The organism is Konateibacter massiliensis, from assembly GCF_900184995.1.
Taxonomy (GTDB): domain Bacteria; phylum Bacillota; class Clostridia; order Lachnospirales; family Lachnospiraceae; genus Lachnotalea; species Lachnotalea massiliensis.
In genome coordinates this window covers 2,512,538-2,533,731 of the sequence record NZ_LT860099.1, presented here as the reverse complement: position 1 = coordinate 2,533,731, position 21,194 = coordinate 2,512,538, and the positions used below count along the sequence as shown (strand labels likewise).

General features: G+C 41.9%; 16 protein-coding genes. 13 read left to right on the top strand and 3 right to left on the bottom strand.

Annotated features, from left to right (window positions below):
- The first annotated feature begins 125 nt into the window (after positions 1 to 125).
- From CTY48_RS17290 to CTY48_RS17255, 8 genes are all read left to right on the top strand, one after another.
- Positions 126 to 1,250 (top strand): iron-siderophore ABC transporter substrate-binding protein, encoded by a 1,125-nt coding sequence (locus tag CTY48_RS17290; protein WP_099469695.1) that lies wholly within the window; start codon positions 126 to 128, stop codon positions 1,248 to 1,250.
- Positions 1,247 to 2,245, top strand: coding sequence for a FecCD family ABC transporter permease (locus CTY48_RS17285; RefSeq protein WP_099469694.1), 999 nt, complete (start codon positions 1,247 to 1,249; stop codon positions 2,243 to 2,245). The genes CTY48_RS17290 and CTY48_RS17285 overlap by 4 nt, the downstream gene beginning before the upstream one ends.
- Complete coding sequence (locus tag CTY48_RS17280; RefSeq protein ID WP_099469693.1) at positions 2,242 to 3,276, top strand: FecCD family ABC transporter permease; 1,035 nt, start codon at positions 2,242 to 2,244, stop codon at positions 3,274 to 3,276. Before CTY48_RS17285 ends, CTY48_RS17280 begins: the two co-directional genes overlap by 4 nt.
- A complete protein-coding gene (locus tag CTY48_RS17275) occupies positions 3,276 to 4,097 on the top strand; it encodes an ABC transporter ATP-binding protein (protein ID WP_099469692.1) in 822 nt (273 codons plus the stop codon). The genes CTY48_RS17280 and CTY48_RS17275 overlap by 1 nt, the downstream gene beginning before the upstream one ends.
- 72 nt (positions 4,098 to 4,169) lie before the next feature.
- Complete coding sequence (locus CTY48_RS17270) at positions 4,170 to 4,850, top strand: response regulator transcription factor (RefSeq protein WP_099469691.1); 681 nt, start codon at positions 4,170 to 4,172, stop codon at positions 4,848 to 4,850.
- Positions 4,840 to 6,153 carry a HAMP domain-containing sensor histidine kinase gene (locus CTY48_RS17265; RefSeq protein WP_099469690.1) on the top strand — a complete coding sequence of 438 codons (1,314 nt, stop codon included), beginning with the start codon at positions 4,840 to 4,842 and terminating at the stop codon, positions 6,151 to 6,153. Before CTY48_RS17270 ends, CTY48_RS17265 begins: the two co-directional genes overlap by 11 nt.
- Before the next feature lie 165 nt (positions 6,154 to 6,318).
- Complete coding sequence (locus CTY48_RS17260; RefSeq protein ID WP_099469689.1) at positions 6,319 to 7,077, top strand: ABC transporter ATP-binding protein; 759 nt, start codon at positions 6,319 to 6,321, stop codon at positions 7,075 to 7,077.
- Positions 7,077 to 9,434 (top strand): ABC transporter permease, encoded by a 2,358-nt coding sequence (locus CTY48_RS17255; RefSeq protein WP_099469688.1) that lies wholly within the window; start codon positions 7,077 to 7,079, stop codon positions 9,432 to 9,434. The genes CTY48_RS17260 and CTY48_RS17255 overlap by 1 nt, the downstream gene beginning before the upstream one ends.
- 18 nt (positions 9,435 to 9,452) lie before the next feature.
- On the opposite strand, the gene CTY48_RS17250 is transcribed toward CTY48_RS17255, so the two are convergent.
- Positions 9,453 to 10,040 (bottom strand): pentapeptide repeat-containing protein, encoded by a 588-nt coding sequence (locus CTY48_RS17250; RefSeq protein WP_099469687.1) that lies wholly within the window; start codon positions 10,038 to 10,040, stop codon positions 9,453 to 9,455.
- Positions 10,041 to 10,091: 51 nt separating this feature from the next.
- Positions 10,092 to 10,898, bottom strand: a complete 807-nt coding sequence (locus CTY48_RS17245) for a MerR family transcriptional regulator (protein ID WP_180272769.1) — start codon at positions 10,896 to 10,898, stop codon at positions 10,092 to 10,094.
- 180 nt (positions 10,899 to 11,078) lie between these two features.
- On the opposite strand from CTY48_RS17245, the gene CTY48_RS17240 reads away from it, so the two are divergent.
- The 3 genes from CTY48_RS17240 to CTY48_RS17230 all read left to right on the top strand — a co-directional run bounded on the left by CTY48_RS17240 (position 11,079) and on the right by CTY48_RS17230 (position 15,418).
- Positions 11,079 to 11,927: a MurR/RpiR family transcriptional regulator gene (locus CTY48_RS17240; protein WP_099469685.1), complete on the top strand. Its 849-nt coding sequence runs from the start codon at positions 11,079 to 11,081 to the stop codon at positions 11,925 to 11,927.
- A 192-nt stretch (positions 11,928 to 12,119) separates the two neighbouring features.
- Complete coding sequence (locus CTY48_RS17235) at positions 12,120 to 13,496, top strand: PTS transporter subunit EIIC (RefSeq protein WP_099469684.1); 1,377 nt, start codon at positions 12,120 to 12,122, stop codon at positions 13,494 to 13,496.
- Positions 13,497 to 13,528: 32 nt separating this feature from the next.
- The gene (locus tag CTY48_RS17230; RefSeq protein ID WP_099469683.1) at positions 13,529 to 15,418 is read left to right on the top strand and encodes an oxidoreductase; all 1,890 of its coding nucleotides are present in this window, start codon (positions 13,529 to 13,531) and stop codon (positions 15,416 to 15,418) included.
- 100 nt (positions 15,419 to 15,518) lie between these two features.
- Here the strand turns inward: CTY48_RS17230 and CTY48_RS17225 are convergent, their stop codons facing one another.
- Entirely contained in the window at positions 15,519 to 16,340 is an 822-nt protein-coding gene (locus CTY48_RS17225) for an alpha/beta fold hydrolase (protein ID WP_099469682.1), read from the bottom strand.
- 192 nt (positions 16,341 to 16,532) lie between these two features.
- On the opposite strand from CTY48_RS17225, the gene CTY48_RS17220 reads away from it, so the two are divergent.
- Positions 16,533 to 17,366 carry a helix-turn-helix domain-containing protein gene (locus CTY48_RS17220; RefSeq protein WP_099469681.1) on the top strand — a complete coding sequence of 278 codons (834 nt, stop codon included), beginning with the start codon at positions 16,533 to 16,535 and terminating at the stop codon, positions 17,364 to 17,366.
- A gap of 298 nt (positions 17,367 to 17,664) precedes the next feature.
- Complete coding sequence (locus tag CTY48_RS17215; RefSeq protein WP_099469680.1) at positions 17,665 to 21,120, top strand: Ig-like domain-containing protein; 3,456 nt, start codon at positions 17,665 to 17,667, stop codon at positions 21,118 to 21,120.
- The last annotated feature ends 74 nt before the right edge of the window (positions 21,121 to 21,194 follow it).

Below are 21,194 nucleotides of genomic sequence, written 5' to 3'. Positions count from 1 at the left end.
GATAATTAAAAATATTTTAATATATTTTAATAATTTTAGTTGACAGGAAGTGTGGCAGCATTTATAATACCTATGAGTTAGACAATGCTAACAAGAGTTATATACATATATCAGGAGGAAATATTATGAAATTAAAAAGAATCAGTTCAAGCATATTGACACTGTTAGTGGCAGCGAGCTTGATGGCAGGCTGCAGCAGCCAGACTTCAACCGACACAGGAGCGGCTGGCGAAACAGAGAGCACAGCGACAGAGGCGGCAGCTACAACAGAAGAGACAGCAGACAAAGAGGGAAATGAAGCTGCTGATACAACAGCGGAAGCAGCAGAGGTTACCTATCCGATTACAATTACACATGCATTCGGAGAGACTGTAATTGAGAGTGAGCCACAGCGTGTAGCAACAATCTCATGGGGAAATCAGGATGTACCGTTGGCACTTGGTGTTGTTCCGGTAGGAATATCCAAAGCAAACTATGGTGCAGTAAATGAAACAGGCTTACTTCCTTGGACAGCAGCGGCATACGAGGAGCTTGGAGTTGCAAATGAAGATATTGTAGTATTTGATGATACAGACGGTTTAAACTACGAAGCAATCAGCGATTCAAATCCAGACGTTATTTTGGCGGCATATTCAGGAATTACACAGGAAGAATATGACTTGTTAAGCCAGATTGCTCCGGTTGTTGCATATCCGGAATATGCATGGCAGACCTATTGGAGAGATCAGGTTTTAATGGATGCCAAGGGCATGGGAAAAGAAGCTGAAGCAAAAGAATTAATTGCACAGACAGACGAGTTAATCAGCACAAAAGTAAGTGAGCACAGCGTTTTAGAAGGAAAGACAGCAGCTTTCATGTATTTCAGTCCTTCTGATTTGGGAACCTTTTATGTTTATCTTCCGGTAGATCCAAGAGCGGCTTACCTGACAGATCTTGGACTTGCATTTCCAGAGAGTGTGACAGCACTTGCAGAGGGCGAAACAAGCTTTACAGTTACAGTAAGCGCTGAAAACATTGATCAGTTAACCGGTATTGATATCATTGTTACTTATGGTGATGCATCTGTGCTTGAGACTTTGCAGGCAGATTCCTTAGTCGGAACATTACCAGCAATCGCAAACGGCTCAGTAGTTATGATAGAGGACACAGCAGAAATCTCAGCTTCCTGTACACCGTCTATCTTATCCATTCCGGCAACAATTGACGAATATTTATCCTTGTTAAGTGAGGCGGCAGAAAAAGTAAAATGAGAACAAATATCAAAATAATCACAATTCTGGCAGGGCTTGCAGGACTTGTCCTATGCGGAATACTTTCACTGGCATTTGGTTCCCGGAATATTCCGTTTCATGAAGTAATGGCGGTTTTAGGGGGAACGGCGGAGGAAGCTTTTACCGTGAGCGTAGTACAGGCAAGAATTCCCAGAACGGTTTTTGGTATGGTAGCAGGAGGGGCACTCGGAGTTTCGGGTGCCCTTATGCAGTCAATTACGAGAAACCCAATTGCAGACCCAAGTATTTTAGGAGTAAACACAGGGGCATCGCTGTTTGTTGTATGCGGGATTGCCTTTTTTCATATTAATTTACCGCAGCAGTATATCTGGCTTGCACTTGTTGGAGGAAGCCTTGCGGCTATTTTTGTATACGGCATCGCCTCAATGGGAAGCGGCGGACCGACACCGATTAAGCTTGCCTTAGCGGGAGCTGCGACGAGCATGGCATTATCCTCATTGGTAAGCACCGTTATGCTGCCAAAAACAAGTGTTATGGACGAATTTCGCTTTTGGCAGGTTGGCAGCATAGGAGGAACGGGCTGGGGAGATATCTCGATTATGGCACCGTATCTGATTGTCGGCTTTATTCTGGCAGTCTGCCTCATACCGTCCTTGAACTGTCTGGCACTCGGAGATGAGATGGCGGCAGGACTTGGCATTAACACAAAATTAGTGCGGGGATTAGGTGCGCTTGCAGGAGTCGTACTATGCGGAGCAACCACGGCACTTGCCGGACCAATCGGCTTTGTGGGGCTTATGGTTCCTCACTTGATCCGGTTTATTTTCGGACCGGACTTAAAATATATTATTCCGCTGTCCGCAATCGGAGGGGCCTGTCTTTTGACTGTCTCTGACGTAATCGGACGAGTGATAGGAAGCCCGGGAGAGCTGGAGGTAGGTATTGTGACAGCATTCCTCGGAGCACCATTCTTTATTTTTATTGCAAGAAAGGCAAAGGTAAAATTTTTATGATATCAGAAAATAATAATTTTATTCAGGCAGGATATACGAAGAGAAAAAGGCGTTATATTGCCATGACGCTTACGTTTGCCGTGCTTGTTATCCTATTGTCTCTCGTGATGCTTTTGTATGGCAATACCATATACTCTTTTTCTACGGTTGTCGATGTTTTAAAAGGAATTGAAACCGGAAATGCGGCGTTTACAATTCAGACACTTAGACTGCCGCGCTTACTTATCGGAGCATTGGCTGGACTTGCGTTTGGGATGGCAGGCAATACTTTTCAGACCCTTCTTCGAAATGATCTGGCAAGCCCCGACATTATCGGAGTTACCTCGGGTTCAAGTGTTGCCGCTGTCTTTTGTATTTTAATGCTTCATATGAGCGGAAATGCGGTGTCCCTTGTGGCTCTTATATCAGGCCTTTTGGTAGCAGCACTTATTTTTCTTCTCTCACAAGGAAAAGGCTTTTCCAAGGGCAGACTTATCTTAATCGGTATCGGTATACAGGCGATGATGCATGCGGCAACTTCGTTTATTCTGCTAAAGAGCGCGGAATACGACGTGGCGACGGCGCTTCGCTGGCTAAACGGAAGTCTGAACGGTGTTCAGATGAAGAGCGTACCAAGCCTGTTTATCGTTGTTGTGACAGTCGGATTGTTTATCACAGTGTTAAGCAGACATTTGCAGGTGCTACAGCTTGGTGATGCCTCAGCGATTACCTTGGGTGTAAAAATAAAGCTGACTTATCTGATGCTTATATTTGCAGCGGTTTTCTTAGTTGCATTTGCAACGTCGGTGACGGGACCAATTGCCTCCGTTGCCTTTTTATCAGGACCGATTGCATCAAAGCTCATCGGAAAGGGCAGAGTGAATACGATACCTGCCGGATTGGTCGGAGCTATTCTTGTGCTGGCGGCAGATCTGGTCGGACAGTATGCCTTGGGAACAAGGTATCCGGTCGGCGTTATCACGGGTATTTTAGGTGCTCCCTATATGCTGTTTTTACTGGTGAGTATGAATAGGAAAGGAGAAAGTGTGTAATGGAAAAACATATGCTTTCAGCAGAAAAAATTGTTGCCGGATATGACAAGAAGGTAATTATTGACGGAATAGAGGTTTCGATACCAAGTAATAAAATAAGCGTTATTATAGGCGCAAACGGCTGTGGCAAATCCACGCTTTTAAAGACCTTTTCAAGGCTCATTAAACCGGAGGAGGGCAATATCGTGCTGGACGGAAAAAGTATTACCTCCTATCCTTCCAAAACATTGGCGCAGACGCTGGGGCTTCTTCCGCAGTCACCTGTTGTGCCGGAGGGAATCACGGTGTTTGACCTTATTTGCAGAGGGCGTTTTCCTTACCGGACGCTCTTAAAGAGCATGAATAAAAGTGATTTTGAGGCAGTCGAGGAAGCGATGGAGATTATGGGAATCACAGAGCTTGCAAACCGAAATGCTGATGAACTGTCCGGCGGACAAAGACAGCGTGTCTGGATTGCTCTGGCACTCGCACAGCAGACGGATATCCTTCTTCTTGATGAGCCGACCACATTTTTGGACATTGCCTATCAGGTTGAAATTTTGGATCTTCTGACCGAGCTGAACAGGAAAAAAGGTACTACGATTGTAATGGTACTGCACGATATCAATCTTTCTGCGCGTTACGCAGATTATCTGTTTGCGATACGAAGCGGAAAGCTGGTGGTGGAAGGCACACCGAAGGAGATTATTTCACCTGAGCTGATTCAGGAAATATTCGGCTTAAACTGCACAGTTATTGAGGATCCGGTTTCTCTTTCACCTTTGATTGTTCCGATTGGAAAATATAAAAATATGGAAAAAGATACCCTTCGTGTAGTATAATGAGGAAAAGCACGATATAATTGCTGTGAAAGCCAAAGGGCAAACAACAACAGTGATTAGGGGGATAGGCATATGACATACGATTGCTTGATTGTAGATGATGAAAAGGAGCTTGCGGCGGCAACCAGCGAATATTTTGAAATGTTCGGGGTGAGTACAATTGCTGCATTTGACAGTGCGCAATGTCTGGAAATATTGGAGAACCATGAAATCGGACTGATTCTTCTCGACATTAATCTGGGAGATGAAAGTGGTTTTACGCTTTGTAAGGTTCTTCGGGAGAAAACAGATATTCCAATTTTATTCATCAGTGCAAGGCAGAGCGATGATGATGTGCTCATTGCCCTTAATATCGGTGGAGACGATTATGTAAAAAAGCCTTATTCCCTGAGCATCCTTCTTGCTAAGGTGAAAGTCATACTAAAGCGGTACGAGGACATACAAAGCAGCAGGGTGCAGAGCATAGCGGATAAAGAGCTATTAGTTGATGCAAAAGCCATGAAGGTATTTGTGAAGGGGCAGGATGCACAGCTTAAGACAAAGGAATTTAAGCTGTTTCACTACCTTTATCAAAATAAAAATAAAGTAATTACCAAGGATGAGTTGTTTGAAAGGGTGTGGGGAGATACCTTTTTCAGCGACGGCACATTGAATGTACATATTCGAAAAATCAGGGAAAAGATAGAGGAAAATCCCAATCAGCCAAAGCATATCAAGACGGTTTGGGGAACGGGGTACATCTATGAAGACTAAAAAACTTCTATTTTGTGTTACCTTGGTATTCGGAGTATTTCTAGTTGCTTCCTATTATTTCCTCTTTGAGATGAAACAGAGTACTGTTGATATTGTAAAAATTAACGACGCGGTGAAAACTGTGGAAAAGCTTGCTGAAAGTGACGAAGCAGACTTGACAAAAAGCGGGGAAGTCAAAGATTTATCCTATGAACTTTTTTTTAAGGAAGATGAGAATTACAGCCAAAAAGTAAATGAGGCGGTGGAAAAAGGCTGGATTACTCTCGACTTAGATGTTCAAGGAGAGACAATAGGAAAGATTGCGTTTACGGATTACGGATATATGAAAGAGCAGGAAAGGGCTCGGCTGGCAAAGATACTGTTTCTTTTTATAGGAGCGGTGTGGGCGGCTGTGGTTGCTTTTGTGCTCTATCTTTATATGCAGATGATAAGACCGTTTCGAAAAATGCAATATTTTGCCCGTAGTGTGGCAGAAGGAAATTTGGACCTCCCCCTTGATATGCAGAAAAACAATTACTTTGGAGCCTTTACAGAGAGCTTTGATTTGATGCGTGAGGAGCTAAAGCGGGCAAGACAGGCAGAATACGAAGCCAATAAAAGCAAAAAAGAGCTGGTGGCACAGCTTTCCCACGATATTAAAACACCTGTCTCAACAATTAAGGCCATCTGTGAGCTGATTGAGGCTAAGACACAGGAACAAGGAAATCGGACGCAGACAGATTTGATTCGGACAGAAGAGCAAGGTGCGCTTTCAGAGTTTAATCGTGAAAAAATAAAAATCATCTACCGCAAGGCGGATATTATTGATAAATTAATCAGTGATATGTTCCACGCAACCTTGGAGGAGCTGGAAATGCTAAAGATTATGCCGCAGGAGACAGGCAGTACAATGATAGGAAAAATGCTTGAGGAAATAAACCATTACGGTAAAATTCATTTCCAAAATGAGCTGCCGAAGTGCCTTGTTTACTGCGATGAGCTGCGATTAAGCCAGGTTATTGACAACGTCGTGAGCAATTCCTATAAGTATGCGGATACGGATATTTGGGTGGAATTTTTAATTGATAAGCAAGAAAAGCTTCTTAAGATTAAGATAAAGGATTTGGGAGAAGGTGCAGCAGAGGAAGAGCTTCCTCTTATCACTCAGAAATATTACCGCGGCTCGGGTGAAAAGGTGAAAAACACTTCCGGCTCCGGGCTTGGCATGTACCTTGCCAAGCTGTTTATGGAGGGCATGAGAGGCTCTCTCAACTGCTACAACGAGGGCGGATTTGTGGTGGAAATCGGGGTTAGGATAGTCTAGTTAAGAAACAGATAAGGAATTGATAAGGGATGATAAAAGACTTATTAAGAAATAGTGCGCTATAATGAGACCATGAAAAGTGATAGGCTGCTTTCATGGTCTTTTGTATCATAGGAAATTGCTTTGCGATTTTCGAAGAAAAAACTATTTATGAGGAGGATTATTGTGGATAACATTATTTTAAAGGCAGATATGCTGTGTAAAACTTTTTCAAACGGTTCCGTTTTGCAACATGTGTTAAAGAATCTGAGTATTGAGATTGTAAAGGGGGATTTCACGGTTATTATGGGAAGCTCCGGTTCGGGAAAATCCACGCTTTTGTATGCGCTTTCGGGTATGGATAAGCCGACGCTTGGAAGTATTTGTTTTAAGGGGGAGGAGATATCCGGCTATACGAATGATAAACTTGCGGTATTTCGAAGAAAGCATTGCGGCTTTGTTTTTCAGCAGGTCTATTTAAACGAGACGATGAGCGTGCTTGATAATATTATGATATGCGGGCTTTTGGTCGGGAAAGATAAAAAGGCGATTGCAAAGCGGGCAAAGGAGCTGCTTGCCAAGGTAGACATCGGTGAGGAGTGTTACCGCAAATATCCGTCTCAGCTTTCAGGCGGGGAGGCACAGCGGGTTGCAATTGTGAGAGCACTGATTAACTCACCTGAAATTGTATTTGCCGATGAGCCGACAGGAGCACTTAATTCAACGAACTCAACACATGTGCTTGACATCATGACGGATATCAACAACGAGGGGCAAAGTGTTATTATGGTGACGCATGATATCAAAACGGCGAGGCGCGCAAATCGTATTTTGTATTTAAAGGATGGAATTATCATCGACGAACTGCAGCTTGGTATTTATCAGAAGGATGATGCGGAAAGGCACAGAAGACTTCGGTCATTTTTAGAGGAAATGGGGTGGTGATGTTGAAATATTTTTTGATAGCCAAAAACAATATAAAGCGCGGAAAGGCGTCTGCTATTACCTTACTTCTTCTTGTTGCCATCGCCACGATACTTTTATACAGCGGAATTCAGGTTATGTCACAAATGGGAGGCTTTGTCGATGAGAAAAACCGTGAGCTGAATGGCACCCACACAATTGTTATCGCGGATAGGGCGCTCGATGGTGACATTGAAAATATTTTTAAAGAAATTGAAGGCTTTTCCTATATGGAGAGGGAAGATGGGGTGATATTCAGTGCCTCCAAGTTTCAGAATACAACCATAGGAGAGGAAGAGCTTGGCATGCCGTCTCTGTTTTTAAATTACGATACCAGCAGGGAAATCTCAAAGCTTAAGGTCATTGATGAAGCAGATGAGAGGTATGAAAATACAATTATTGTGCCTTATGTACTAAAGGCAGTAAGTGGCTATAAGACAGGAGATACCTTTAAGCTTTATGTGGATGACAAAGAGACTGAGTTTCGGATTGGCGGTTTTTATGAGGATGTGATATTTGCAAGTGCGACCAACCTTATGATGTATAAGTTTTACGTCTATGACGGGCAGTTTCATGCCGTGTCGGAGGAGAAAAGTGCGATAAAATGCAGCGTGAATTGTGCCATCCTAAAAAATATTGAGGATGCCGAGCAATATGAGACACAAATGCTTGCAAAGATAAATGAGAAAATAGCAGACACAAGCAAAATTTACCTGACGACCAATTACCAGTCAATTAAAATCGGGGTATCTGTTTTTGCCATAATTATTATGTCAGTGCTGCTAGCCTTTTCCGGTATCATCCTTTTTATTTCCATGATAGTAATAAGATTCTCGATGACAAACCACATTGAGGACAATATGAAAAATATTGGAATGATGGAGGCTGCAGGCTATACGGCAAAGCAGTTAGTAAGAGCTAACATACTGGAATATGGGATTACGGCAACACTGGGATTTGTGTTAGGGTTTTTGATTTCCATGGGAATCAGCCCTTTTATTACCAAAATTGTTTCGTCATCCATCGGTTTAAAATGGATTTCGCATCCTGATTTGCTCTCCGCTTTGCTAAGCTTTGTCATTATCATATGTCTGGTACTTGGCATTGCCTATATGGGAGGGAGAAAAATTAAGAAAATTACTCCGCTTATTGCCCTTAGAAGCGGAATTGAGACGCATAATTTTAAGAAAAACAGGATACCGCTTGACAAAACAAGACTTAATGTAAATGTGGCAATCAGTATGAAGGAGTTTTTATATAATAAAAGAGAGAATGTTGTTGCTTCGGTCATTATTATGCTGTTGAGCGTGGTATGCGTATTATCGCTCACCTTGTATTATAATTTTGTCATTGACGACACCGTGATGAGGAATCTTGTCGGTCTGGAGAATGCAGAGGTGGAAATCATCGCAGTGGGGGACAGTAAAGCTGTTTATGAGGAAATCGGCAAAATGGAGGAAGTCGCGAGAGTGTCGGGCATGGATAGCTTTCAGACTGCCATAAAATATAAGGGCAAGGAAACCAATCCTCATTTTCAGGTTACCGAAGATTATGGTACATTGCGGGTAAAAACACTTATAAAAGGGAGAATGCCGGAGCACGACAATGAAATTTCTGTGACAAAGCTTGTACTTGGAGAGCTTGGAGCCGAAATCGGAGATACCGTTTCGGTAGAGTATAACGGCATTTCCAAAGAATACCTGATCGTTGGCATCACCCAGCACATTAGCTATCTCGGCAAGGGAGCAGAGATTACCACAGCCGGAATGAAACGGCTTGTACCGGAGTTTGAGAGTACGACCGCGATGGTTTATTTAAAGGAGGGCGTAGATACCGCGAAATTTATCACAAAGCTAAACGGTATATACGAAAACAAAGATGTGCAGGCTAAAAATAATGAAGAAACCTGGACTCAGATGATGCGGACCTTCAGTATTGTAATGCGTGTGGTTTCCATTGGCTGCCTGGCAGTTGCGGCGGTTATCATTGTTTTTATCATGTTTCTTGTAGTGCGTGCAAGAGTTGCGAAAGAGCGAATGAGAATGGGAATATCAAAGGCACTGGGCTTTACCTCCAATCAGTTAATCGGGCATATCCTCATAAGTCAGATTCCGGTTATCGTATTCAGTTCACTCATTGGAGCGATTGTAGGATATTATACGACAAACCCGATGATAGCATTATCTTTGGCGGGAAACGGAATATTGAAGACGAGTTTTTATGTGGATGTTTCATTTGTTATAGTTACACCGATTGGAATCAGCCTGCTGGGATTTTTAACGGTAATTGCAGTTTCCCTTAAGATACGGGGCATTAGTGCGATTGGGATGTTGGAGTAATCTTTTAGGAGGTCACACCTAATCAATCTTTATTCCTAAAACTCCCAACAAATTTATCACCTCAGGAAATGAAAACTTAGCTTCTTTTAGTTTACAGCTCATAATATCAATCTGATATCCGGCAGCCTCGCGAAAATTCGCCTGCCGGATATCGCAGTTTGTAAATTGGGTTGCTTCCAGCTTACAATTCTTAAAATTACTCTTTCTCAGATTACACTCCTCAAAAGAGGAATCCTGTATATGATTTCCTGTAAAATCAAACTGCATCAGGCTCATTTTGACAAATGAATTGTACTTTAAAAAGCATTCTGACAGCTTTTGAATGGGTTCGGCGATTTTTCCTTCTGACAGCAGCTCACTCCAGTGAACTCCGATTAAATTGCACTGTGTAAACTCACAGTATTTTGCATGCGAGTTCTTTGACCTAAGACTTATAATCGTGCATTTTGTAAATTTGCAGTCCTTAAACGTGCAGCGCTTCAAGGCACAATCTTCAAATGTGCAATTTATAAACTCGCAGTCAATAAATTCGCAATCCTCAAAGGTTTCTGCTTCGATTTTGAGGTTTTCAATTGTTTTATTTTCATAATAAATGTCGTTGTACATGGTGAAATGGCTCCTTCTTCGTAAAAGAATTGCTAATCTGTCCTTATTATATCACTTTCCGTCCCCAAAACCCGTCGGTGTGGATGGCGGGGTATAAATCATTTTGCTTGGTGAGCCGTTATAGGCGGTTTGCACCATAAAGTCAAAATTTCGAAACTCAATATCGGTTGCGTTGACGCGGGGGGTATAGACACCGTTGCCATAGGAAACCAATTTTCTGCGGCACATTCGTTTCAGTGCCTTGTGAGCGAGGTCGCTGTCCGAGAAAACACCATGCTCCATGCATTTGTGGACGATCGTATTAAAGCTCATCGCCTCATTTTTCCATAAAAGCTCCAGAATAAACATCTCTGCCGCATTTGCTTTTTTGGCAAGAAAGGAAAAGCGGGTGTGAATGCGATGCTCTTTCTTGTTGTCATATTCAGGTTCCTCCGGGTCCATATGCGAAAAGTCAGGATTGATATCAGCAGCAGGCAGCTCGTAATCCGCAGAAATGTGGGATAGGGCAGCCGAAAGGGAATCAATATTCGTGATGGAAGTCTGGTTTTTTAAATCAGCTAAGGTGTTTAAAATATTATTTTTTTCTGTAATTTCTTCCGAAAGTCTGCTTTCATAGTCGCGAAGCAAAGAATTTATCTGTTCCGGCTTTTCCAAAAGAATCTTGATGTCCTCAATCGTAAAAAAGAGCCGTCGAAGCGTGGCAATGGACATGAGCCGGTTTACGGTTGCATCGGAATAATTCCTGAAATTCCTGCCCCGAATTACCTTCATATCCGGTGAAATCAGTCCCCGCTCCTCGTAATAGCGGATTGTTTTTTGTGAAAGCTGTGTAAGCTTTGATACCTCGTTAATTTTCATAGACTCCTCCTCCTTTTGATTCAATGATACCAGATACCACGGATTACTTAAGCATGAAATGCATGACCTTTTGACCCTGGTATCATGATATAAGAATAACATATTCCCTTGGGGGATAAGCAAGGATTATTGTAAAAATTTTAAAATAAGTTATAATAAAAAGAAAAAGCAGGTCATCATATGATTATAGAAAAATTAAAAAAAGCAGAGAATTTTTCTGAAATAGACAAGTCAATTGCAAACTATATATTGAAAAACGGCTCAAAAATCAAGGATATTTCCATTCAGACACTTGCCAAGGAAACCTATTCCTCCCCGGCGACTATTATCCGCCTCTGTAAAAAGGTCGGAGTAAAGGGCTATCAGGAGTTCCGCATTAAATTTTACGCCGAATTTGAGGAAACAGTTTTGTATAAAGAGAATGTAAATACAAACATTCCTTTTGTAAAAGGGGCAAAATTTGAGGAGATTGTGTCAAACCTTGCCAACATCAATATTAAAACGATAACGGAGACGGCAAAGAATTTCGACTATTCCCATATGAATGAAATTATAAATAAATTAAATGCGGCGGAGGAGATATATGTTTTTGGAACGGGCTCGTCTCTGATTGCGGCGCTGGAATTCAAGACAAAGCTGCTTCGAATTGGCAAGCGTGTGCATCTGGAGGAGGGGACAACGAATCAGCAGGCATTGGCGGCAAATGCGGACAAGAATACCTTTTGCATTCTCATTTCCCATTCCGGCTCAACGCCTTTTATTGTCAATATCTCAAATATTTTGAAAAAGACGAAGTGCTTTACGCTTGCGATTACGTCTGATCCTGAAAGTATTGTTGCCAGAAACGCAAACCTTTGTCTCCCAATTATGAATCATGAGGAAAAAGAACTGAATAAAAAGTTGGAGACCTTCACTTCCCACAATGCAATTCATTTTTTGCTGGATTGTATTTACTCGTTTGTGTTTGCACAAAATTATGACGAAAATAGCGAGAAAATAAAGAGTGCAAACCTCCGTATGATGAGATAAATATGTTTTTGTGAAATAAAGTTTCGTGTTTTTTTATCGTAAAGATAGAAAATGCGAAACTTTTTTAACGAATCAGCCAAAAGTCTTTTCTCTTCAATTTTTCTAGGTATAATAAAAGCGAAAGTACTCTCGAGAGAAAATTTTAACAAAATAACTGTGAACCACAAGAAGGAAAAAGAGGAGAAGATAGAGATGAAGTATACCGGCTATGTAAAAGAGCTGACGAAAGCTCTGGGAGGGTCAGAAAACATTTTGGCTGTCACACATTGTGCGACGAGATTAAGATTTCAATTGAAGGATACTCAGATTGTAAACAAAGAGCAGGTACAAGCATTAAGTGAAACGGTTGGAGTGTTGGAAGCAAACGGCACATTTCAGGTTATTATAGGAACACACGTTGGCGATGTGTACGAAGATTTGATACAGACATATGGTGAGCTGGGAAAACAAGATTTGGAAGACCAAAAGGAAGAGCAGGAGGAAGCAGCGGAGAAAAAGCCTGTTATTGACAAAATTCTGTCTACACTTTCCGCTATTTTTACACCTTATATTCCGGTGCTGGCATCTGCCGGTATTATAAAAGGTATTTTGGCACTTTGTTCACAAGCCGGCTGGCTGAGTACGGAAGCAGATATTTATCATATATTGAGTGCGGCGGGCAATTCCCTTATTTACTTTTTCCCGATTTTGCTCTCCTACACGGCTGCAAAGCAATTTAAGGCAAACCCGTTTATCGGAGTTGCAATCGGAGCGGCACTTTTGGAGCCGAATTTAACGGCGGTAAATATCACAGGTGAAACACTCCATATACTGGGATTAAATTTCACGGCGCAGGATTTTTCAAGTACAGTTATTCCGATTATCCTGGGTATGTGGGCATATTCTTATCTGGAAAAAGGTTTGAAGAAGATACTGCCTAAAACAATTCAGCTAATTTTAGTTCCGTTTTTATGTCTTGTGATTATGGTACCTGCTATGGTTATGATTTTCGGACCGATTGGATTTGGAATTGCAAAGGGTATAGCCGCCGCTTACTCTGCACTTTTGTCCGTTGGAATTATACCGATGAGCATCATTTTTGGAGCATTTTTTATCTATGTTATCGCAATCGGCGCACATTGGGTTGTTTTGCCGATACAGCTATCCATTTTGGCAGAGCAGGGCTATGAGTACTCCTTAAGTGCCGGAGGATTGGGAAACTATGCTGTTTTGGGAGTTACCCTTGCAGTTCTTGTAATGACAAAGGATAAGCAGACAAAGACAATGGCGTCGTCCGCAGCTTTTGTCAACTTCCTTTCCGGCGTCACAGAGCCGTCCATATACGGAATTTTGATTAAAAATAAGATGTATTTTGTGGCATTGTCGATTGCGGCAGGTATCGGAGGACTGATCTGCGGAATTTTCAACTGCTATATTACAAACTTTGCTTTTACCGGATTGTTTGGCTTGCCGGCGTTTGCATCCAGTCCGACAGCAGTTCCTTATTTTGTGGCAGTGGCAGTTACAATAGCGGTTGCCTTTATCTTGACTGTGATTTTTACAAAAAGAGCAGAATCAAGAAAAATGTAGTTGTTTAACCAAAGTAGAAAGGTAGGTAAGAAATGTTTGACAGTTTGTTTTCTCCAATCAAAATCAATTCGATGATGGTAAAAAACAGAATTGTAGCCGCCCCCGTAGGAGATACCTTCGAGGAAAAGGCTTTAGGTGGTGCAGGCATCGTGATTGCCGGGCATACCATTGTAGAGCCGTACCGCTCGAGCTTTAAAAGCGCTGATGAGAGAAGCGTTTTTGGCAAATATGAATACGAAGATACAAGAAGAAAAATATTGAAAATACAGCAGGCAGGGGCAAAAGCCTCGATCGAAATTTTCCACGCAGGCAGGGAAGCTCGCTGTTACGAATATGCAAAAGGACCTTCCGCTTACATACGGGAGGACGGCATGGAAGTGAAGGAAATGGACGAGGCTATGATGCAGGAGACTTTAGACTGTTATTACAGTACGGCGAAGGAGGCAAAGGAGCTTGGTTTTGATAGTATTTTCATGCACTTTGGACACGGCTGGCTTCCGGCTCAGTTTCTATCGCCCTATTTTAACAAGCGGACAGATTCCTACGGCGGCAGTCTTGAAAACCGCACCAAATTTCCTCTTAGGATATTGGAGACGGTGAGAAATGCGGTCGGACCTAAATTCCCGATTGATATGAGAATCAGCGCCTATGAGTGGGTGGAAGGCTCCATTGAGTTTGAGGATGTTGTTCAGTTTATACAGATGGCAGAAAAATACATTGATTTTGTCCAGATTTCTGCGGGGCTTGATATGAACAGGGAAGCCAATGTCCATATGGCGACGACCAATTTTGAAGAGCTGATGCCCAATGTAAAGTGGGCGAAGGAAGTAAAGAAAAGGGTAAATATCCCTGTGAGTGTTGTCGGAGCTGTTTTATCACCGGAGGAAGCAGATGATTTAATCCGAAAGGGTATTGTGGATATGGTGGCATTTGGAAGAAGCTTTATCGCAGATCCGGACTGGCCGAAGAAAGCACTTTCGGGTCACCCGGAGGATATTCACCCATGTATACGGTGTCTGCAATGCTATCATATTGCGACGAACCACAAAAATGTAGGCTGCTCCGTAAATCCGCGGTACAACAACGAGGAATTTGTGGAAAAGGAAGTACGCCCTGCCAAAGTACGTAAAAATATAGTGGTAATCGGTGGCGGTCCTGCGGGAATCAACGCAGCCGTGACAGCCTCCAAGGCAGGTCATAAGGTTACTCTTCTGGAGAAAAGCAGTGAGCTTGGCGGCCAGCTCAAATATGTGGCGATGGAGCATTTTAAGGAGGAGATTGTCCGTCTTATGCACCACTATGAGGCACAGATTGCCAAGTCGAATGTCGATATCAGACTGAATTTTGAGGCGACTCCGGAAAATATCATACAATTTCAGCCGGATTCTCTAATCATAGCGGTTGGAGCAGATGAGGTTATACCAAATATTCCCGGCATCCATGAAGCGAAACCTATGACAGGCACGCAGGCAATTGAAAAAGAGGATGAACTTGGTGAAAACATTGTTATTCTCGGAGGCGGAACAATCGGAAGTGAAATCGGTTTGGAGCTTGCGCTTATCCATCACAAAAAGGTGACCATCATAGAGATGAATCACGAGGTGGCAGCGCAGGGAAACGAGCTGTATAAAATTGCACTGAATCAAAAGATAAAACAGGCAAAGACACTTGATATTTTACTTGAAACAAAATGTGAGGGCATTGAAAATTCCCAATGCATTGTCAAAATGAAGGATGGTACGAAAAAAGCCATTTCGTTTGATAATCTCATTGTATGTACCGGACTTCGTCCGAAGCAAGAGCTTGCAGAGTCATTTTTTGGAATTGTGCCGTATACGGCAATGATTGGTGACTGCAACCGGATTGGTAAAATAATCGACACCACATTTGAAGGGTTTACGGTGGTGCAGAATCTTTTTTAGAATAAATGCAAAAAGTGCTCACAGAGTTATTTGCTCTGTTGGCACTTTTTCTTAATATCATAGGAAGTTTGGAGAACTTTCTTATCAATATAAAATAACACTACTCTGTCCGGCTCTCAATAAAGTTCACTAAAACCTCATTAAACAAATCCTTCTGGTCATAAAAGGTGCCATGTCCGCTGAACTCAAACGGCATCAAAATAGAATTTTCAATTATCTCACTTTGTACTTCACCCAAGGTAAACGGTACAATCTCGTCATGGATGCCATGGATAATTAAAGTCGGAACCTTGATTGCTTCTAAGTCCTCAAACAAAACCTCTTTCAGCCATGTATTTGCGATTGCCGCAGTCGCCCAACCCGCCGCCTGGAGTCCCAGCTGGAAAAACCAGTCCATAAAGGCGCTTGTATTGTGCTGGAAGAAAAACATATTGCCAAAATTAACGAGCATTTGAGGGCGGTCTTGATAGGTATTTTCAATAATCGTATCTACGGTCTCACGTTCTAAGCCATAGGGAAAATCGGCACGCTTGATAAGGCTTGGAGCAGCCGCAGCACAAAGAACAAGCTTAGAGACGCCAAATCCATTGTGTCTGTTCATATAGCGGCAAGCAATGGCACCGCCCGTGGAATGTCCAAGCAGTGTAAAGTTGTTTAATGCGAGTATATCGACGATACTTCTCACATCATCGGAAAGTGTATTGTAGTCATACCCGTCAAACGGTTTGTCCGAGTTGCCAAAACCGCGTATATCAATACCAATGCAGCGGTAGCCAAGCTGTGGCAGATAGTCAAACTGATACTCAAAAAGCTTATGATTTGCCGGCCATCCGTGCAAGAAGAGAATTGTTTTATCACCGTTTGGGTTTAAGTCCTCCACATAATAATTGATACCGCTTTCTATCATGATATAGTATCCCATAGATTCACCTGATATGTCATTATCTCTATAATGTATGCCACTTTAGCATCGGTTCATGCATGAATAAGGCTTTTGGTATGACAGGAAATACAAATGAGAAATTTTCTCATGTGAAAGTCACGACTTTATGATATATTTGCAGATAAGTATCAAAAGACTGGTAAAATTGCGGTTTGGAGGTGTAAAACGGTTATGGAAACCGGGAAAAAAATAAATGCAGATGGGCTGAAATATATGATTGCTCTCGCAGAAATAGAAGAAGGGCGTCCTTCTGCAACAAAGGTTGCAAAGGAATTTGGAGTCAACCGCTCCACGGTGTGCAGAGCGTTAGCGGATTATGTGAAGGAAGGACTTTTAGACGAAAACTTCCGATTTACACAAAGCGGCTTAACCTACATAGAGCTGTATATAGAGAAAAAGGAAAGTATTCTTCATACGCTGGTAAATAAGGGAATGTCCTATGAAAATGCAAGAGAAAACGCCCTGTCCATTCTATGCAATTGTGACAGTGAGGCGACAGAAATTATTGCAAAGAGCATGGATAGCTTTTATGACGGAAAAAAGAAGAAGCTTCAAAAGGAAAAAAAGAAATCTTTTTCGGGAGATATGGCAAATGAATACCTGAGGGTGGGAAATTACACGGCATCCTTTCTTTTTCTTAAGACGGATAAAAACAAGCATGGGCAGGTTTCGATGGCAAACGAGGGCTTTCGCCATCCGGGAATGCTGGTGATTTCCACAGAAGGAAACTACCTGTGCCTGAAGCTGCGTATGATAGAGCGTCAATCAAGATTTGCCAGCAAGTTTCTGCGCGGAAGGCTGGCAGGAATGAAATACGAGAAAAATGGAGCAATATACGAGGTGAAAATTGAGGATAATTGTGCTTATATCCCACTTGAAGCGTTTCATTTTTTGTATGTAAAGGAAGACAATATTTTGCAAGGAAAAGCCGAATTGATTATGTCAGCCTCGGTTGGAGCTTTAAATATGCCGGAAAGCAAGGCGGTTTTGATGATTTACTGCTAAATGATAATTGATAAATAATTTCGATAAGAAAAACAGAAAAAGTATAAAAATTTTATAAAGTTTGAATTTCCGATGACTAAAGAAGATATGTGAAAAAAAAGACAAAAAAATCGTCGCATCTGTGCAACAACGCGAGTTGACAAGAAAAATATATTTGATAAAATGAACATGTTTTTCGCAATCAATGCGGACAAATGATAAATATGACAGAGTCCTAGGTCTGTCGTTTTTTTAAAACATAAGGTTAGTCAAAACTAACAAAAAGTAGAAGAGGGTTCGGAGGAAAGGAGAACAATAAATGAAAAAGAAATTATCAGGCATTATGATAAAGAGGGTGGCAACCTGCGCCCTGGCTGCGGCTATAGCGGCGACAAGTGCACCTTCTCAGATAGCATTTGCGAGCAGCGTGAATGTTGAGGAGGAAAGTACGGAAGCGGTTACCTTAGAACAACCATCTGTATCTAACGATGCAACGGCAACATATGGAAGCGAGGGGCTGCAGTTTGAGGAGGGAACATATACTGTTCCTGTTACACTTATGCAGGCGGCAAATCCAAGCAAGGCATCAATGGCGGCGGGCTGTATAGAAGAAACGGGAATTCTCACTATTTTAGCAGACGGAACAGCAACCTTGCAGACAAAGTGGAAGACGCTCAGCTATTTGGGTTTACAAGCAAATCTTACAGCGCTGGGGGTATATCCATCTACTGATTACAACGACAACGACAATATGGTATACGGAACGGTAGATACATATCGAGAATACAACGGAAGTGAAGTGCCGGAGAAAATAACGGTTACAATTCCGGAACAAATGAAAGACCAAAATGGTTTTTATGCATGGACAGAGACTGACTTGAGCGGAATGAACAATCCTGTATTCCTCTCTGTTGACTATGCAAATGCCGTAAAAGAAGGCACAACAGAAGATGACACAGAAGACGGCGGTGTAGAAGACGGCAGTACAGAAGACGGCAGTACAGAAGATGGCAGTACAGAAGACGATAGCACCGATGATTCTGAAACGAGTATTGACAAAGATAGTTTAAATGAATCCATTACAAATGCTCAGGCAATTGTAAAAGATTATAATTATTATACATATTCAGATGATAGTTTCAGCCAGTTACAAGATGCAATCGCAGCTGCTGCAGTAGTATATGCAAATGAAGATGCTACGCAGGAAGAAATAGATGCACAGGTGACAGCATTATCAGATGCAATTGCGGCACTTGAAATTGTTGTAGCAGAAGGATATTATGCCGTTGATGCTGAGTTCTGGCATGCAACAAATGCGGCAGTGTCTAGTGCGGACAAAGCGTTGACAGGAGCATATTTAGATGTTGATGCAAATGGAGTTGCTACAGTATATCTTAATTTTATTCCATTAGGAAAAATATGGGTAGACGATGTAAATTATCCAACAGAGGGTGGTTACACAGATGCAACCATAACAAAAACAGATGCAGATGGAAATCCGACACAGTGGTCCTTCGTTCTGCCACAAACTTCTGAGTATACAACTATTCAGGTAGGGTATGATACTGGAACGAGCTACGGAAGAATGACACATAATGTCAGACTTAAAATTGAATATGACAGCTTAATTCAGGCTTATCATGTATCAGAAGGATACTATTCAGCCGATGCTAAGTTCTGGCACGCGACTAACAATGCAGCATCCAGTGCAAACAGCTACTTATTAGGCACATATATGGATGTTGATGCGCAGGAAAATGTAACGGTATATATGAATCTTAAGGTAGGGACAGCATATGTAAGCAATATAAAGTATATGGCTGCCAGCGGCTATACCGATGCAACCGTAACAAAAACAGATGAAACAACAGGACGTCCGACACAATGGTCCTTTGTTTTGCCTAAAAATACAGAATATACAGGGCTTCAATTTAGTGTTAATACAGGAACCGTAATGGGAATTATGACAAATGAAGCGAGACTTAAAATCAACTATGACAGCTTGAGTGCAATCAACTTAAATTTTGGACCGGATGCTGTAAAGCTTATGCCTGGGAAGTATTTTGTATCCGTTGATTTGATGAATGCAAGCAACTTAACTGCTCAGTCAATGGCTAGTCTGGCTTTAGAAAAAGTTGGGTTATTAACGGTAGCTGAGGATGGAACAGCTACAATTCAGACTAAATGGAAGAGCTTGCAGTTTGGTGCACTTGAGGGTAATCTTACTGAATTGGGGGTATTTCCAAGTACGTCCACATCTGATACCGAGGGATTAACATATGCAACGATAGACTCTTATCGAGACTTTGAAGCAACACAGGTGCCAGAAAAGTTCAGCTTCCAAATACCGGATGCCATGAAAGGCTCAGCCGGGGTATATGTTTATACAAAGACAGATATCGGTCATAATAATGCTGCTTATTTAAAAATTAACTATGACAGTGTTGAAACAGCAAATGTTAACCGCACTAATCTTGAGGCAGTTATAACGCAAGCAAAAGAGCTTGTTGCGACACAGGGAGTTTACACAGCTAGCAGTTTGTCTAACCTATCCGGTGCAATCAGTGCAGCGGAAGAAATCTACAATAGTGAATTTGTATTACAGACTAGCTTAGACAGCCAAGCATCTACTCTTAATACATTGATTAGCGGACTTGTAAAACAGGCAGATAAAACTTCACTGAACAGCATAATAACAAAAGCGAAGGCAATTGCAAAAGGAACATACACAGATTCCAGTTATTCAGGCCTGACAGCAGCAATTACAGCAGCATTAGCTGTTTATAACAATGGAGAGGCGACAGAAGCACAGGTAAGCGCACAAATTACAGCATTAACAAATGCTATCAATGCATTAAAAACATCAAGCATCAGCTTAAACCAAACAGCAGCCACTTTATATACAAGTATAGGAGCTGCAACCACACAGCTTTCAGCAACAGTAAGCGGAGATAGTCAGACAGTAACTTGGAGCTCAAGCAATACTTCAATCGCAACGGTATCAAGTACAGGATTGGTAACTGCAAAAGCAACAGGAACAGCAACAATTACAGCGACGGCAAACGGAGTAAAAGCGACTTGCCTTGTAACGGTAAAGGCTCCATCCCTTACACTGAAAAGTGCAAGTGGAACTGTAGTAGTCGGAAGTAAAATTACCATTGAAGCAACAGCTGATCCGACAGGAAAAATTACTTATGCGACGAGCAATAAAAAGGTTGCGACAGTGACATCGGCTGGTGTAGTAAAAGGTATCAAGACGGGAACTGCTAAAATTACAGTAACAGCAAACGGTGTTTCAAAGACTTACAAAGTAACTGTGAAAAAGCAGACACTTACCTTGAAAAAATCAAGCGGAACCGTGACAGCAGGAAAAACAATTGAAATTAAGGCAACTGCTTCACCAAACGGAACTATCACATATAAAACAAGCAACAAAAAAGTTGCAACCGTAACGTCAGACGGCGTGGTAAAGGGCATCAAGGCAGGAACGGCAACGATTACCGTAAAATGCAACGGTGTGTCTAAAACCTATAAGGTGACAGTAAAGAAACAGACATTGACTCTGAAGGCGTCAAGTGCAGCGGTAAAAGTAGGAAAGACTGTTTCCATCAAAGCGACCGCTTCACCAAAGGAAACAATTACATATAAGTCAAGCAATGAAAATGTTGCAACCGTAACCTCCAAGGGTGTAGTAAAGGGTATCGCAAAAGGAACGGCAAAAATTACCGTGACCAGCAACGGCGTGTCTAAGACCTTTAAGGTGACAGTGAAATAAATTTATTGACATTGAAACAATAACAGCGTGTGGGCATTGCTCACACCTGGTATTGTTTTAAAGTATAAGGTGAA

Excerpts from the sequence above, each read along its gene's own strand:
- CTY48_RS17290 (WP_099469695.1), top strand. The coding sequence starts at position 126 with ATGAAATTAAAAAGAATCAGTTCAAGCATATTGACACTGTTAGTGGCA.
- CTY48_RS17285 (WP_099469694.1), top strand. The coding sequence starts at position 1,247 with ATGAGAACAAATATCAAAATAATCACAATTCTGGCAGGGCTTGCAGGA.
- CTY48_RS17280 (WP_099469693.1), top strand. The coding sequence starts at position 2,242 with ATGATATCAGAAAATAATAATTTTATTCAGGCAGGATATACGAAGAGA.
- CTY48_RS17275 (WP_099469692.1), top strand. The coding sequence starts at position 3,276 with ATGGAAAAACATATGCTTTCAGCAGAAAAAATTGTTGCCGGATATGAC.
- CTY48_RS17270 (WP_099469691.1), top strand. The coding sequence starts at position 4,170 with ATGACATACGATTGCTTGATTGTAGATGATGAAAAGGAGCTTGCGGCG.
- CTY48_RS17265 (WP_099469690.1), top strand. The coding sequence starts at position 4,840 with ATGAAGACTAAAAAACTTCTATTTTGTGTTACCTTGGTATTCGGAGTA.
- CTY48_RS17255 (WP_099469688.1), top strand. The coding sequence starts at position 7,077 with ATGTTGAAATATTTTTTGATAGCCAAAAACAATATAAAGCGCGGAAAG.
- CTY48_RS17250 (WP_099469687.1), bottom strand. The coding sequence starts at position 10,040 with ATGTACAACGACATTTATTATGAAAATAAAACAATTGAAAACCTCAAA.
- CTY48_RS17245 (WP_180272769.1), bottom strand. The coding sequence starts at position 10,898 with ATGAAAATTAACGAGGTATCAAAGCTTACACAGCTTTCACAAAAAACA.
- CTY48_RS17240 (WP_099469685.1), top strand. The coding sequence starts at position 11,079 with ATGATTATAGAAAAATTAAAAAAAGCAGAGAATTTTTCTGAAATAGAC.
- CTY48_RS17235 (WP_099469684.1), top strand. The coding sequence starts at position 12,120 with ATGAAGTATACCGGCTATGTAAAAGAGCTGACGAAAGCTCTGGGAGGG.
- CTY48_RS17230 (WP_099469683.1), top strand. The coding sequence starts at position 13,529 with ATGTTTGACAGTTTGTTTTCTCCAATCAAAATCAATTCGATGATGGTA.
- CTY48_RS17225 (WP_099469682.1), bottom strand. The coding sequence starts at position 16,340 with ATGGGATACTATATCATGATAGAAAGCGGTATCAATTATTATGTGGAG.
- CTY48_RS17220 (WP_099469681.1), top strand. The coding sequence starts at position 16,533 with ATGGAAACCGGGAAAAAAATAAATGCAGATGGGCTGAAATATATGATT.
- CTY48_RS17215 (WP_099469680.1), top strand. The coding sequence starts at position 17,665 with ATGAAAAAGAAATTATCAGGCATTATGATAAAGAGGGTGGCAACCTGC.